This window comes from Streptomyces sp. NPDC037410, from assembly GCF_055602235.1.
Genome location: NZ_JBVJWR010000001.1, coordinates 531754 through 546643, shown reverse-complemented (window position 1 = coordinate 546643; position 14890 = coordinate 531754). Strand labels below are relative to the sequence as shown.

The following is a 14890-nucleotide window of genomic DNA, read 5'->3' as shown; positions in this document are numbered from 1 at the left end:
GGCCCCGGTAGAGTCCCCGGAGTGCACCTCAAGGCCCTGACGCTCCGCGGATTCAAATCGTTCGCCTCCGCGACCACCCTGCGGTTCGAACCCGGAATCACCTGTGTCGTGGGCCCCAACGGATCGGGCAAGTCCAATGTCGTGGACGCGCTCTCCTGGGTCATGGGCGAGCAGGGCGCCAAGTCGCTGCGCGGCGGCAAGATGGAGGACGTCATCTTCGCCGGCACGACCGGGCGCCCGCCGCTCGGCCGCGCCGAGGTCTCGCTGACCATCGACAACTCCGACGGCGCCCTGCCCATCGACTACGCCGAGGTCACGCTCACCCGGATCATGTTCCGCGGCGGCAGCAGCGAGTACCAGATCAACGGCGACACCTGCCGGCTGCTCGACTTCCAGGACCTGCTCTCCGACTCCGGCATCGGCCGCGAGATGCACGTCATCGTCGGACAGGGACAGCTCGACTCCGTGCTGCACGCCGACCCGATGGGCCGCCGCGCCTTCATCGAGGAGGCCGCCGGAGTCCTCAAGCACCGCAAACGCAAAGAGAAGGCGCTGCGGAAGCTGGACGCGATGCAGGCCAACCTCGCGCGCGTGCAGGACCTCACCGACGAACTCCGCCGCCAGCTCAAGCCGCTCGGCCGGCAGGCCGCCGTCGCCCGCCGGGCCGTCGTCATCCAGGCCGACCTGCGCGACGCCCGACTCCGCATCCTCGCCGACGACCTCGTCCGCCTCCAGGCGGCGCTCACCGCCGAGGTCGCCGACGAGGCCGCCCTCCTCGCCCGCAAGGAGGCCACCGAGACCGAACTGCGCGCCGCCCTCGCGAAGGAGGCCGGCCTGGAGGCCGAGGCCCGCACCCTGGTGCCCCGCCTGGAGCGCGCGCAGCAGAACTGGTACGACCTCTCCCAGCTCGCCGAACGCGTCCGCGGCACCGTCTCCCTCGCCGACGCGCGCGTGAAGAGCGCCACCACCGCCCCCGCCGAGGAACGCCGCGGCCGCGACCCGGAGGACCTGGAGCGCGAGGCCACCCGCGTCCGCGAACAGGAGGCGGAACTCGAAGCCGCCCTGGAGGTCGCCGAGCGCGCCCTGGACGACAGCGTCGCCCACCGCGCCGACCTGGAACGGACGCTCGCCGACGAGGAACGCCGCCTCAGGGACCTGGCCCGCGCCATCGCCGACCGCCGCGAAGGCCTCGCCCGGCTGCACGGCCAGGTCAACGCCGCCCGCTCGCGCGCCGCCTCCGCCCAGGCCGAGATCGACCGGCTCGCCGCCGCCCGGGACGAGGCCGCCGAGCGGGCGGCCGCGGCCCAGGAGGAGTACGAGCAGCTCAAGGCCGAGGTCGACGGCCTCGACGCGGAGGACACCGAGCACGCCGAGCGGTACGAGGCCGCCCGCCGCGAACTCGCCGACGCCGAGACCGCGCTGAGCGCCGCCCGCGAGGCCGCCGCCACCGCCGAACGCCGCCGCGCCGCGACCCGCGCCCGGCACGACACCCTCGCCCTCGGGCTGCGCCGCAAGGACGGCACCGGCGTGCTGCTCTCCGCGGACCTCACCGGACTCCTCGGCCCGGCGGCCGAACTCCTCACCGTCACCCCGGGGTACGAGATCCCCGTCGCCGCCGCCCTCGGCGCGGCCGCCGACGCGCTCGCCGCCGACGGGCCCTCCGCCGCAGCCGAGGCCCTGCGCCTGCTGCGCAAACAGGACGCGGGCCGCGCCTCCCTGATCCTGGCCGGAGCCCCCGAGCCCGAACCCGCGGCGGCGGCCGGGCGACACCCGTACGCCGCCGACCTGGTCCGGGGGCCCGCCGAACTCCTCGCCGCAGTCCGCCGCCTGCTCGCCGGCATCGTCGTCGTCGGGGACCTCGACGAGGCCGTCGAACTGGTCAGGTCCCGGCCCGCGCTGACCGCCGTCACCGCCGAAGGGGACCTTCTCGGCGCGCACTTCGCGCACGGCGGCTCCGCCGGCGCGCCCAGCCTCCTCGAAGTCCAGGCCTCCGTCGCCGAGGCCGCCGCCGAGCTCGACGAACTGACCGTCCGCTGCGAGGAACTGACGGTCACCCAGGAGGAATCAGCCGAGCGGCGGAGCCACGCCGCCGCGCTCGTCGAGGAGCTCGACGCCCGGCGCCGCGCCGGCGAGCGCGAGCGCTCCGACGTGGCCCAGCGGCTCGGACGGCTCGCCGGGCAGGCCAGGGGAGCGGCGGGGGAGGCCGAGCGCACCGCGGCGGCCGCCGCCCGCGCCCAGGAAGCCCTGGAGCGGGCCACCGCCGAAGCCGAGGAGCTCGCCGAACGGCTCCTGGTGGCCGAGGAGACGCCGACCGAGGACGAGCCCGACACGGCCACCCGCGACCGGCTCGCGAGCGAGGGCACCCAGGCGCGCCAGACCGAGATGGAGGCGCGGCTCCAGGTCCGTACCCACGAGGAGCGGGTCAAGGGGCTCGCCGGACGGGCCGACTCGCTCGACCGGGCCGCCCGCGCCGAACGGGAGGCGCGCGCGCGTGCCGAGCAGCGCCGGGCCCGGCTGCGCCACGAGGAGCGCGTCGCGGGCGCCGTCGCCGCGGGAGCCCGCGGCCTCCTCGCCCATGTCGAGGTGTCCCTGCTGCGCGCCGAGCGCGAGCGGGTGGCGGCCGAGGCGGCACGGGCCGAGCGCGAGCAGGGCCTGACGGCCGCCCGGGCCAGGGGCCGGGACCTCAAGGCCGAGCTCGACAAGCTGACCGACTCCGTCCACCGGGGCGAGGTGCTCGGTGCCGAGAAGCGGCTGCGGATCGAGCAGTTGGAGGCGAAGGCCCTCGAGGAGTTCGGCGTGGAGTCGGGCGACCTCGTCGCCGAGTACGGCCCCGACCAGCCCGTACCGCCGTCGCCGGCCGCCGAGGGCGACCCGGAGGACGCGGCCGACGCGCGGCCGCGCCCGTTCGTCCGTTCGGAGCAGGAGAAGCGGCTGAAATCCGCCGAACGGGCGTACCACCAGCTCGGCAAGGTCAATCCGCTGGCCCTGGAGGAGTTCGCGGCCCTGGAGGAGCGGCACAAGTTCCTCTCGGAGCAGCTGGAGGACCTGAAGAAGACCCGTACCGACCTGCTTCAGGTCGTGAAGGAGGTCGACCTGCGGGTCGAACAGGTCTTCACCGATGCGTACCGGGACACCGCCCGCGAGTTCGAGGGTGTCTTCTCGCGGCTCTTCCCGGGCGGCGAGGGCCGGCTGATCCTCACCGACCCGGACAACATGCTCACCACCGGCGTCGAGGTGGAGGCCCGCCCGCCGGGCAAGAAGGTCAAGCGGCTCTCCCTGCTCTCCGGCGGCGAGCGCTCGCTCACCGCCGTGGCGCTGCTCGTCTCGATCTTCAAGGCCAGGCCCAGCCCGTTCTACGTGATGGACGAGGTCGAGGCGGCGCTCGACGACACCAACCTCCAGCGGCTGATCGCGATCATGCGGGAGCTCCAGGAGTCCTCGCAGCTGATCGTGATCACGCACCAGAAGCGGACGATGGAGGTCGCGGACGCGCTGTACGGCGTGTCCATGCAGGGCGACGGCGTCTCGAAGGTGATCAGTCAGCGCCTCCGCTGAGAGACATGCGTTCAAGTTCTGAACCCAAGCCCCCTCGCTCTGCCCATAAAGTCACATGACATCGACTATTGACTTCGAAACTTGAAGGCATAGTCTCTGCAACGTTGCTTTTACCTTCACGTGGTGGGCGGCGTGAAGTTGTGCGCCACTGGAAGGGCTCGCCCGCCCCACCGAGGAGTCCATGTGACCAGCACCGCGCAGGCGCCCACGCCGCCGCCTTCCGAAGGCCGGGCGGCTCACCCGGACCACCTCGGCCACGTCATCTTCATCACCGCCTCCGCCGCCATGGGCGGCTTCCTCTTCGGCTACGACAGCTCCGTCATCAACGGCGCCGTCGAGGCGATCCGCGGCCGCTACGACATCGGCTCCGGCACCCTCGCGCAGGTCATCGCGATCGCCCTGATCGGCTGCGCCATCGGCGCCGCCACCGCGGGCCGGATCGCCGACCGCATCGGCCGCATCCGCTGCATGCAGATCTCCGCGGTGCTCTTCGCCGTCAGCGCCGTCGGCTCCGCGCTGCCCTTCGCCCTCTGGGACCTCGCCCTCTGGCGGATCGTCGGCGGCTTCGCCATCGGCATGGCCTCCGTCATCGGCCCCGCGTACATCGCCGAGGTCGCCCCCGCCGCGTACCGCGGCCGCCTCGGCTCCTTCCAGCAGGCCGCGATCGTCATCGGCATCGCCATCTCCCAGCTCGTCAACTACGGCATCCTCCAGCTCGCCGACGGCGACCAGCGCGGCGAGATCGGCGGCCTGGAGGCCTGGCAGTGGATGCTCGGCGTGATGGTCGTCCCCGCGCTCCTCTACGGCATGCTGTCCTTCGCGATCCCCGAGTCCCCGCGCTTCCTGATCTCCGTCGGGAAGATCGACCGGGCCAAGGAGGTCCTCGCCGAGGTCGAGGGCCACGGCGTCGACCTCGACCACCGCGTCGCCGAGATCGACCAGGCCATGCGCAGCGAGCACAAGTCCACCTTCAGGGACCTGCTCGTCATCGGCAGCAGGTTCAGGCTGCTGCCCATCGTCTGGGTCGGCATCGGACTCTCGGTCTTCCAGCAGCTCGTCGGCATCAACGTCGCCTTCTACTACTCCGCGACCCTCTGGCAGTCCGTCGGCATCGACCCGTCCGGCTCGTTCTTCTACTCGTTCACCACGTCGATCATCAACATCATCGGCACCGTGATCGCGATGGTCCTGGTCGACCGCGTCGGCCGCAAGCCGCTCGCCCTCGTCGGCTCCGTCGGCATGGCGATCGCCCTCGGCTTCGAGGCCTGGGCCTTCTCCGCCGACCTCGTCGACGGCAAGCTGCCCCAGACCCAGGGCGTCGTGGCCCTCGTCGCCGCCCACGTCTTCGTGCTCTTCTTCGCCCTCTCGTGGGGCGTGGTGGTCTGGGTCTTCCTCGGCGAGATGTTCCCCAACCGGATCCGCGCCGCGGCCCTCGGCGTCGCCGCCTCCGCCCAGTGGATCGCCAACTGGGCCATCACCGCCAGCTTCCCGTCCCTCGCGGACTGGAACCTCTCCGGCACCTACGTCATCTACATGGTCTTCGCCGTGCTCTCGATCCCCTTCGTGCTGCGGTACGTCAAGGAGACGAAGGGCAAGGCGTTGGAGGAGATGGGCTAAACCCCGCTGCCCCTCTCCTCACGACGACTGCCCCGGCTCACGCGGTGAGCCGGGGCAGTACGCCGTCCGGCGCCACGAGCCTCCTACGCGGTGAGCCGCGGCAGCACGCCCCCGCAGAACAGCCGCAGGCTCCGCCACCCCTCCTCGACCGGCATCCCGCCGCACAGCGGATGCAGCACCAGGCTCTCCAGGCCGAGCGCCAGGCACTCCTCCGGCGTCACCACCCGGTACACCCCCTCCGCCCGCAGCTCCGCCACCGTCGTCGCCGTCGACCGCACCGCCGAGCGGATGTCCTTCGACTGCCAGGAGGCGTACGTCCGCGCCTCGTGCAGGAAGTGCTCGCCGTACTCCGCCCAGGTCCGGTCCGGGTCCTCCGACAGGTGCAGCAGCGGGGTCTCCTCGGCCGGCATCATCGTCCAGCCCTCCGTGCCGTACTCCGCGCACCGCTCCCGGTAGTACGTCTCAAGGTCCGGCAGGTGCGCGCTCGGGAAGAACGGCAGCCCGAGCCGGGCCGCACGCCGCGCCGCCGCCCGCGAGGAACCCCCGACGAGCAGCAGCGGATGCGGCCGGGTGAAGGGCCGCGGGGTGACCCGTACCGTACGGCCCTGATACGTGAACGGCTCCCCGGTCCAGGCCGTGAGCAGGGTCTCCAGGAGCAGGTCCTGGAGCCTGCCGCGCCGCCCCCAGTCGACCCCGCGCTCCTCGTACTCCTCCGGCCGGTAGCCGATCCCCGCCACCGTCACGAGCCGGCCCCCGCTCAGCAGGTCGAGGACCGCGATGTCCTCGGCCAGGCGCAGCGGATCGTGCAGCGGGCCGATGATCGCCGAGACGGTGACCGCGATCCTGCGGGTCGCGCCGAAGACCGCGCCCGCGAAGGCGAAGGGGGAGGGGAGCCAGTTGTTCTCGACCCCGTGGTGCTCCTCGGTCTGCACGGTGTCGACGCCGTGCCCGTCGGCGTACGCGGCCATCTCGACGGCCGCGCGGTAGCGGGCCGACAGGGAGACGGGGTCGGCGTGCGGATCGACGAGGTTGAACCGGACGACGGTGAACGGCATGGGGGACCCCTCCGTGGCGGACGGCACCGGCGGGAGGGACGGTAGCTGACGGCTCGTCAGATGGGAACGGCTCCGTCACGCCCGGGACGCGCCCGGAGCGCCCCGGCCCGGCACGGGGGGCACCCGGCGGGATCACGCCATACTGGAAGGGTTATGGAACTCATCCTTGCTGTAGTCATCGCTCTGGTCGTCGCGGTCGCCGTGACGAGCGGGCTCGTGATCAGCGGTCGCAAGAAGAAGCAGCTGCCGCCGGCCGAGCCGCCGTCCACCACGCCGACCATCACCGCTCCGCCCGCAGAGCCGCACGTCGGCGAGGAGGCGGAGACGCCGCGGGAGGAACCGCGCCGCACCGTCGAGGAGGTCGAGCTCCCCACCGCCGAGGCCCCGGCCGCGGTCGAGGAGCCCCTCGTCGAGGAGCTCGTCGCTCCCGAGATCGAGGTCCCCGAGCCGACCGCCGGCCGTCTCGTACGGCTCCGGGCCCGGCTCGCCCGCTCCCAGAACTCGCTCGGCAAGGGGCTGCTCACGCTCCTGTCCCGCGAGCACCTCGACGAGGACACCTGGGAGGAGATCGAGGAGACCCTCCTCACGGCCGACGTCGGCGTCGCCCCCACCCAGGAGCTCGTCGACCGGCTGCGCGAGCGCGTCAAGGTGCTCGGCACCCGCACCCCCGACGAGCTGCGCGGCCTGCTCCGCGAGGAGCTCGTCGCCCTCCTCGGCGACTTCGACCGCTCGGTGAAGACGGAGAGCCCCGAGGACGTCCCGGGCGTGGTCATGGTCGTCGGCGTCAACGGCACCGGCAAGACCACCACCACCGGCAAGCTGGCCCGCGTCCTCGTCGCCGACGGCAAGTCCGTCGTCCTCGGCGCCGCGGACACCTTCCGCGCCGCCGCCGCCGACCAGCTCCAGACCTGGGGCGAGCGCGTCGGCGCCCGCACCGTCCGCGGCCCCGAGGGCGGCGACCCGGCGTCGATCGCCTTCGACGCGGTCAAGGAGGGCATCGCCGAGAAGGCCGACGTCGTCCTCATCGACACCGCCGGCCGGCTCCACACCAAGACCGGCCTCATGGACGAGCTCGGCAAGGTCAAGCGCGTCGTCGAGAAGCACGGCCCGCTCGACGAGATCCTCCTCGTCCTCGACGCCACCACCGGCCAGAACGGCCTGATCCAGGCCCGCGTCTTCGCCGAGGTCGTGGACATCACCGGCATCGTGCTGACCAAGCTCGACGGCACCGCCAAGGGCGGCATCGTCGTCGCCGTCCAGCGCGAGCTGGGCGTCCCGGTCAAGCTGGTCGGCCTCGGCGAGGGCCCGGACGACCTGGCGCCCTTCGAGCCGGGCGCCTTCGTCGACGCCCTGATCGGCGACTGACGCCTCGTACGACATGCGGAAGGGCCCCCACCACCTCGTGGCGGGGGCCCTTCCGCATGTCTCAGAAGTGCGTCCGATGGCAGATGTACGCCAGGGTGCCGAGCAGCAGCCGGGCCTGCGGCGGCGAGCCCGCCGTGTCCAGGGTCGGCGGCCGCAGCCAGCGCACCGGGCCGAGCCCGCCCAGGTCCGACGGGGGAGCGGTGATGTGGGAACCGGGGCCCAGACAGTGCAGGTCCAGGTCGGCGTCGTCCCAGCCCATCCGGTACAGCAGCTGCGGCAGCTCGGCCGCCGCGCCCGGGGCCACGAAGAACCGCGCCCGCCCGGTCGGGGTCGCGCACACCGGGCCCAGGGGGAGGCCCATGCGCTCAAGCCGCACCAGCGCCCGCCGGCCGGCCGCCTCGGCGACCTCGATCACGTCGAAGGCCCGGCCCACCGGGAGGAGCAGCGCCGCGCCCGGATACTCGGACCAGGCCTTGGTGGCGTCGTCGAGGCCGGCGCCGGCCGGGACCGGTTCCGCGAACGCGAGGGGGTGGGCGCCGGGGGCCGCGCACGCCGGATCCCCGCAGGAGCACCGGCCGGAGACGGCCCGCACGCCGGGGACGACGTCCCAGCCCCAGAGTCCCGTGTACTCCGCCACCGCTGTGCACTCCGTGGTGCGTACGCGGCGGCGTGCGCCGGACCGCATCTCACGAATGCCGCCGATCGTGAAACCCATGCCCCCTCCAACGGGTCGAGCGCGCCGGTGGTTACGACCCGGAGCACCGCCGTCACCCTTCGTCACCGTCCGTCCGTCGAAAATGGCGCACGGTAGTGCGTGGGGTGGCGCGGACCCTGGCGCACGCCTCTCCGCGCTTCGGTCCGCCGACTCCGGTTCGTCGCATGTCAAGTGAATCGCGTTCCACGCGCGGCGAGTTCATTCGAAGGGGTGGCGAATGGTGGCGTTTCTTGAATCGCCCTCGTGGAGGGGTGATCGTAGGATTACTTTCGGTACTCGAACCCCCGGGACCGACAGCACGCGTGGGTATGCCGGAGGCAACCCGGTTTCCAGTTCGAAGGAGTGCGAACGTCGGACGGGTGCCGCGAGAGGCGGCATTCTGATAGGGGTTCGGACGACAGGTTCTTCAGGTGGATGGGGGCGTTCCAGTGAGCGGCAACGGCGCAGACGGTACGACTGCCGGCAAGCGCCCGAACGAGCAGCTGGGCTCGTGGTTCGTGCGCAGCGGCTGGTCGAAGGGCGAACTGGCACGCCAAGTGAACCGCAGGGCGCGCCAGATGGGCGCGCACCACATCTCCACCGACACCTCGCGCGTGCGCCGCTGGCTCGACGGCGAGCAGCCCCGCGAGCCCATCCCGCGGATCCTCTCCGAGCTCTTCTCCGAGCGCTTCGGCTCCGTCGTCGCCGTCGAGGACCTCGGACTGCGCACCGCCCACCAGTCGCCCTCCGTCTCCGGCGTCGACCTGCCCTGGGCCGGCCCGCAGACCGTCGCCCTGCTCAGCGAGTTCTCCCGCAGCGACCTCATGCTCGCCCGCCGGGGCTTCCTCGGCTCCTCGCTCCAGCTCGCCGCGGGACCCGGCCTCATCGAACCGATGCAGCGCTGGCTCGTCCCCACGCCCGTCGGCGACATCGAGCGCCCCGAGCCCCTGGTGGACTCCCGCCGCCCCAACCGGCTCTCCGAGATCGAGCTCGACCTCCTGGAGTCCACCACCGCCATGTTCCGCAAGTGGGACGCCCAGTGCGGCGGCGGACTGCGCCGCAAGGCGGTCGTCGGCCAGCTCCACGAGGTCACCGACCTCCTCCAGGAGCCCCAGCCCGCCGCCACCGCCAAGCGCCTCTTCACCTGCGCCGCCGAACTCGCCGAGCTCGCCGGCTGGATGAGCTACGACGTCGGACTCCAGCCCACCGCCCAGAAGTACTTCGTGCTCGCCCTGCACGCCGCCAAGGAGGCCGGCGACAAGCCCCTCGGCTCGTACATCCTGTCCTCGATGAGCCGCCAGATGATCCACCTCGGCCGGCCCGACGACGCCCTCGAACTCATCCACCTCGCCCAGTACGGCAGTCGGGACTGCGCCACCGCCCGCACCCAGGCCATGCTGTATGCGATGGAGGCCCGCGCCTACGCCAACATGGGGCAGCCCTCCAAGTGCAAGCGGGCCGTCCGGATGGCCGAGGACACCTTCGCCGACGTCGGCCTCGACGGCGATCCCGAGCCCGACTGGATCGGCTTCTTCTCCGAGGCCGAGCTCAACGGCGAGAACTCCCACTCCTACCGCGACCTCGCCTACGTCGCGGGCCGCTCCCCGACGTACGCCTCGCTGGCCGAGCCCGTCATGGAGCGGGCCGTCCAACTCTTCGAGAAGGACCCCGACCACCAGCGGTCGTACGCGCTCAACCTGATCGGCATGGCCACCGTCCACCTCCTCAAGCGCGAGCCCGAGCAGTCCGTGGTCCTCGCCGAGCAGGCCCTCGGAGTCGCCCGCAGCATCCGCTCCGAGCGGGTCAACACCCGGCTCCGCAAGACCGTCGACCACGCCGCCCGCAACTACAGCGACGTCGCCGAGGTCGTCCAGCTCACCGACCGGCTCACCCAGCTCCTCCCCGAGGCCGCCGAAGCGGTCTGACCCCACCGGAAAGGGCCCCGAGGCCCGCCCGGCCCCGCTGTGGGGCCCGCACAGACCCCGGCCGTGCCGGCCGTCCCGTAAAGCCCGACTCGGCTCCCCCGCCGCAAGGTCACACGGACGCCCGGCGCGGCCGGCTCGCTTTGTGCGCCTAAACCGGCGCCGCTCTCGCGGATGTGGCTGATCGCCGTCGTGGCTCGCCAATGGATGGTCGCGGTAGTCGCGGGTGAGGTTCCGAGGGTGTTCTGGCGTTCACGGCCGCGTAACACGCCCCACCCCTTCGTCACGGCTCCGAAACATCGAGCGGCATCGGCGGAAACCGCGCTGCGCGAATCTCTGGCGCATAACCGGCCACCCCTCAAGGCCGGACGCTCCCCGGCCCCGCCCCGCACAGGCCGCTTCGACGACGAGGAGACGCCGATGGCACCAGCCATCACGACCCTGGCAGCAGACGCCCCCCAGCTGTCCGCCGCCAACACCGGGTTCATGCTCATCTGCTCCGCCCTGGTCATGCTGATGACCCCGGCACTCGCCTTCTTCTACGGAGGCATGGTCCGCGTCAAGTCCACCCTCAACATGCTGATGATGAGCTTCATCAGCCTCGGGATCGTCACGATCCTCTGGGTGCTCTTCGGCTTCAGCCTCGCCTTCGGCACCGACTCCGGCTCGCTCATCGGCTGGTCCTCCGACTACGTCGGCCTCAGCGGCATCGGCATCACCGAACTCTGGGACGGCTACACCATCCCGGTCTACGTCTTCGCCGTCTTCCAGCTGATGTTCGCGATCATCACGCCCGCCCTCATCAGCGGCGCCCTCGCCGACCGCGTCAAGTTCACCGCCTGGGCCCTCTTCATCACCCTCTGGGTCACGCTCGTCTACTTCCCCGTCGCCCACTGGGTCTGGGGCGCCGGCGGCTGGCTCTTCGAGATGGGCGTCATCGACTTCGCCGGCGGCACCGCCGTCCACATCAACGCCGGCGCCGCCGCCCTCGGCGTGATCCTCGTCATCGGCAAGCGCGTCGGCTTCAAGAAGGACCCGATGCGCCCGCACAGCCTCCCGCTGGTCATGCTCGGCGCCGGTCTCCTCTGGTTCGGCTGGTTCGGCTTCAACGCCGGCTCCTGGCTCGGCAACGACGACGGCGTCGGCGCCGTGATGTTCGTCAACACGCAGGTCGCCACCGCCGCCGCCATGCTCGCCTGGCTCGCGTACGAGAAGATCCGCCACGGCTCCTTCACCACCCTCGGCGCCGCCTCCGGCGCGGTCGCCGGCCTCGTCGCCATCACCCCCTCCGGCGGCTCCTGCTCCCCGCTCGGCGCGATCGCCATCGGCGCCATCGCCGGCCTCCTCTGCGCCATGGCCGTCGGCCTCAAGTACAAGTTCGGCTACGACGACTCCCTCGACGTCGTCGGCGTCCACCTCGTCGGCGGTGTCCTCGGCTCCCTCCTCGTCGGCCTCTTCGCCACCGGCGGCGTCCAGTCCGACGCCAAGGGCCTCTTCTACGGCGGCGGCCTGGAACAGCTCGGCAAGCAGGCCGTCGGCGTCTTCGCCGTCCTCGCCTACTCCCTCATCGCCTCCGCGATCCTCGCCCTGATCATCGACAAGACCATGGGGATGCGCGTCAGCGAGGACGACGAGGTCTCCGGCATCGACCAGGTCGAGCACGCCGAGACCGCGTACGACTTCAGCGGAGCCGGCGGCGGCATCGCCCCGCGCACCGCCGCCGCACCCGCCGCCGCCCCCGCGCAGAACACGAAGGTCGACGCATGAAGCTCATCACCGCGGTCGTGAAGCCGCACCGGCTCGACGAGATCAAGGAGGCCCTCCAGGCCTTCGGCGTCCACGGCCTCACCGTCACCGAGGCCAGCGGATACGGCCGCCAGCGCGGCCACACCGAGGTCTACCGGGGCGCCGAGTACACCGTCGACCTGGTCCCCAAGATCCGCGTCGAGGTCCTCGTCGAGGACGAGGACGCCGAACAGCTCATCGACGTCGTCGTGAAGGCCGCCCGTACCGGCAAGATCGGAGACGGCAAGGTGTGGAGCGTGCCGGTCGAGACCGCCGTACGGGTCCGCACCGGCGAACGCGGACCGGACGCACTGTAAGCACGGATGGGAGCCGCCGGGTGACGAACCTCGAAGCAGGCGAAGAGACCGAAGACACCGGCCCCGACGGCTACGCGGCGGCCCGGCTGCTCCTCCTCCAGGAGAAGGAGCGGCCCGGGCCGCCGCGCCGTGCCGCCCTCGCCCGGCTCACCGACGACTGGCTGGCCGCCCTCTTCGCCGCCGCCGCCCCGCCCCGCGGGACCGCCCTCGTCGCCGTCGGAGGCTACGGGCGCGCCGAACTCTCCCCGCGCAGCGACCTCGACCTCCTTCTGCTCCACGACGGCACCGCCGACAAGGCCGCCGTCGCCGCCCTCGCCGACCGGATCTGGTACCCCGTCTGGGACCTCGGCCTCGCCCTCGACCACTCCGTCCGCACCCCCGCCGAAGCCCGCGCCACCGCGGGCGAGGACCTCAAGGCCCACCTCGGGCTCCTCGACGCCCGCACCGTCGCCGGCGACGCCGGACTCGTCGCCGCCCTGCGCACCACCGTCCTCGCCGACTGGCGCAACCAGGCCCCCCGGCGCCTCCCCGAACTCGACGCGCTCTGCCGGGAGCGCGCCGAGCGCGTGGGCGAGCTGCAGTACCTCCTCGAACCCGACCTCAAGGAGGCAAGGGGCGGCCTCCGCGACGCCCAGGTGCTGCGCGCCGTCGCCGCCTCCTGGGTCGCCGACGCCCCCCGCGAAGGCCTCGACACCGCCCGCCGCCGCCTCCTCGACGCCCGCGACGCCCTCCACCTCGCCACCGGCCGCGCCACCGACCGGCTCGCCCTCCAGGAACAGGACGCCGTCGCCACCGGACTCGGCCTCCTCGACGCCGACACCCTGCTCCGCGAGGTGTACGAGGCCGCCCGGACCATCTCGTACGCCACCGACGTCACCTGGCGCGAGGTCAACCGCGTCCTCAAGGCCCGCTCCGCCCGCCCCCGGCTCCGCTCCCTCCTTGGCAGGGGCGGCGCGAAGCCCCCCGTCGAGCGCAGCCCGCTCGCCGAGGGCGTCGTCGAGATGGACGGCGAGGCCGTCCTCGCCCTCAGCGCCAAACCCGAGCGCGACCCCGTCCTGCCCCTGCGGGCCGCCGCCGCGGCCGCCCAGTCCGCCCTCCCGATCTCCCTCCACGCCGTACGCCGCCTCGCGGCCGCCGCCCGGCCCCTGCCCGTGCCCTGGCCCGCCGAGGCCCGCGAGGAGCTCGTCACCCTCCTCGGCGCGGGCGAGGCCACCGTCCCCGTCTGGGAGGCCCTGGAGGCCGAAGGGCTGATCAGCCGGCTCCTGCCCGACTGGGAGCGCGTCCGCTGCCGCCCCCAGCGCAACCCCGTCCACACCTGGACCGTCGACCGGCACCTCGTCGAGACCGCCGTCCGCGCCTCCTCCCTCACCCGCCGCGTCGGCCGCCCCGACCTCCTCCTCGTCGCCGCCCTCCTCCACGACATCGGCAAGGGCTGGCCCGGCGACCACTCCGTCGCCGGCGAGACCATCGCCCGCGACCTCGCCGCCCGCATCGGCTTCGACCGCACCGACACCGCCGTCATCGCCACCGCCGTCCGCCACCACCTGCTCCTCGTCGAGACCGCCACCCGGCGCGACCTCGACGACCCCGCCACCATCCAGTCCGTCGCCACCGCCGTCGGCACCCTCGGCACCCTGGAGCTCCTGCACGCCCTCACCGAGGCCGACGCCCTCGCCACCGGCCCCGCCGCCTGGTCCTCCTGGCGCGCCTCACTGGTCGCCGACCTGGTCAAACGCGTCGCCGGCGTCCTCGCGGGCGCACCCCTGCCCGACCCCGAGGCCGCCGCCCCCAGCGCCGAACAGGAACGCCTCGCGATCGAGGCCCTGCGCACGGGCGAACCCGTCCTTGCCCTGCGTACCGAACCCGTCGTCGCGGAGCCGGAGGGCCCCGAACCCGTCGGCGTCGAACTCCTCATCGCCCTGCCCGACCAGCCCGGCGTCCTGCCCGCCGTCGCCGGGGTCCTCGCCCTCCACCGGCTCACCGTCCGCGCCGCCGACCTCCGCGCCGTCGAACTCCCCACCGGCCTGGGCTCCGGCTCCGTCCTCGTCCTCGACTGGCGCGTCGCCGCCGAGTACGGCTCCCTGCCCGAGGCCGCCCGGCTCCGCGCCGACCTCGTCCGCGCCCTCGACGGCTCCCTCGACATCCCCGCCCGCCTCGCCGAACGCGAGGCCGCCTACCCGCGCCGCCGGGGCCTGGCCGCGCCACCGCCCCGCGTCACCGTCGCCGCCGCCGACTCCCGCCTCGCCACCGTCATCGAGGTCCGCGCCCAGGACGCCCCCGGCCTCCTCCACCGCATCGGCCGCGCCCTGGAAGGCGCGACGGTACGGGTCCGCAGCGCCCACGTCTCCACCCTGGGCGCCAACGCCGTCGACACCCTGTACGTGACCCGCCCGGACGGCTCGCTCCTTCCGGACGAGGAGGCGATCGACCTGGCCCGGGCACTGGAGGAGGCGCTGGGGTGAGCCCCTGAGCCGACCGCGCCCCTGCCGCCTCCGCGCGCCGGATTCGGCGGGCGGGGGCACACACTTCGAGCGGCCCGATACCCTGGAGGGCAACCCGACCGCCCCCGACACCGACGAG

Annotated in this window: 9 protein-coding genes; 7 read left to right on the top strand and 2 right to left on the bottom strand. The window is 73.0% G+C overall.

What is annotated here, in order from left to right; genetic code table 11:
* Window positions 1-21 precede the first annotated feature (21 nt).
* Both smc and ACZ7HT_RS02515 read left to right on the top strand, forming a co-directional pair.
* A complete protein-coding gene (gene smc / locus ACZ7HT_RS02520) occupies window positions 22-3555 on the top strand; it encodes a chromosome segregation protein SMC (RefSeq protein WP_471158895.1) in 3534 nt (1177 codons plus the stop codon).
* Window positions 3556-3738: 183 nt separating this feature from the next.
* Entirely contained in the window at window positions 3739-5172 is a 1434-nt protein-coding gene (locus ACZ7HT_RS02515) for a sugar porter family MFS transporter (RefSeq protein ID WP_471158893.1), read from the top strand.
* 83 nt (window positions 5173-5255) lie between these two features.
* Here ACZ7HT_RS02515 and ACZ7HT_RS02510 read toward each other — a convergent pair whose 3' ends face one another.
* On the bottom strand, window positions 5256-6227 hold the full coding sequence (locus ACZ7HT_RS02510) for an LLM class flavin-dependent oxidoreductase (protein WP_471158891.1): 972 nt from the start codon (window positions 6225-6227) through the stop codon (window positions 5256-5258).
* A 153-nt stretch (window positions 6228-6380) separates the two neighbouring features.
* Here ACZ7HT_RS02510 and ftsY point away from each other — a divergent pair, with 153 nt between their 5' ends.
* Window positions 6381-7592: a signal recognition particle-docking protein FtsY gene (gene ftsY, locus ACZ7HT_RS02505; protein WP_471158889.1), complete on the top strand. Its 1212-nt coding sequence runs from the start codon at window positions 6381-6383 to the stop codon at window positions 7590-7592.
* Between the two features lie 61 nt (window positions 7593-7653).
* On the opposite strand, the gene ACZ7HT_RS02500 is transcribed toward ftsY, so the two are convergent.
* Window positions 7654-8307: a bifunctional DNA primase/polymerase gene (locus ACZ7HT_RS02500; protein WP_471158887.1), complete on the bottom strand. Its 654-nt coding sequence runs from the start codon at window positions 8305-8307 to the stop codon at window positions 7654-7656.
* 428 nt (window positions 8308-8735) lie between these two features.
* Between ACZ7HT_RS02500 and nsdA the strand changes: the two genes are divergently transcribed.
* The 4 genes from nsdA (at window position 8736) to ACZ7HT_RS02480 (ending at window position 14772) form a co-directional block, all read left to right on the top strand.
* Window positions 8736-10211, top strand: a complete 1476-nt coding sequence (gene nsdA / locus ACZ7HT_RS02495; protein WP_471158885.1) for a transcriptional repressor NsdA — start codon at window positions 8736-8738, stop codon at window positions 10209-10211.
* Between the two features lie 417 nt (window positions 10212-10628).
* Window positions 10629-11975 (top strand): ammonium transporter, encoded by a 1347-nt coding sequence (locus ACZ7HT_RS02490; RefSeq protein WP_471158883.1) that lies wholly within the window; start codon window positions 10629-10631, stop codon window positions 11973-11975.
* Complete coding sequence (locus tag ACZ7HT_RS02485; protein ID WP_116158629.1) at window positions 11972-12310, top strand: P-II family nitrogen regulator; 339 nt, start codon at window positions 11972-11974, stop codon at window positions 12308-12310. The genes ACZ7HT_RS02490 and ACZ7HT_RS02485 overlap by 4 nt, the downstream gene beginning before the upstream one ends.
* A 20-nt stretch (window positions 12311-12330) precedes the next feature.
* Entirely contained in the window at window positions 12331-14772 is a 2442-nt protein-coding gene (locus ACZ7HT_RS02480; RefSeq protein WP_471158881.1) for a [protein-PII] uridylyltransferase, read from the top strand.
* Window positions 14773-14890: the final 118 nt, after the last annotated feature.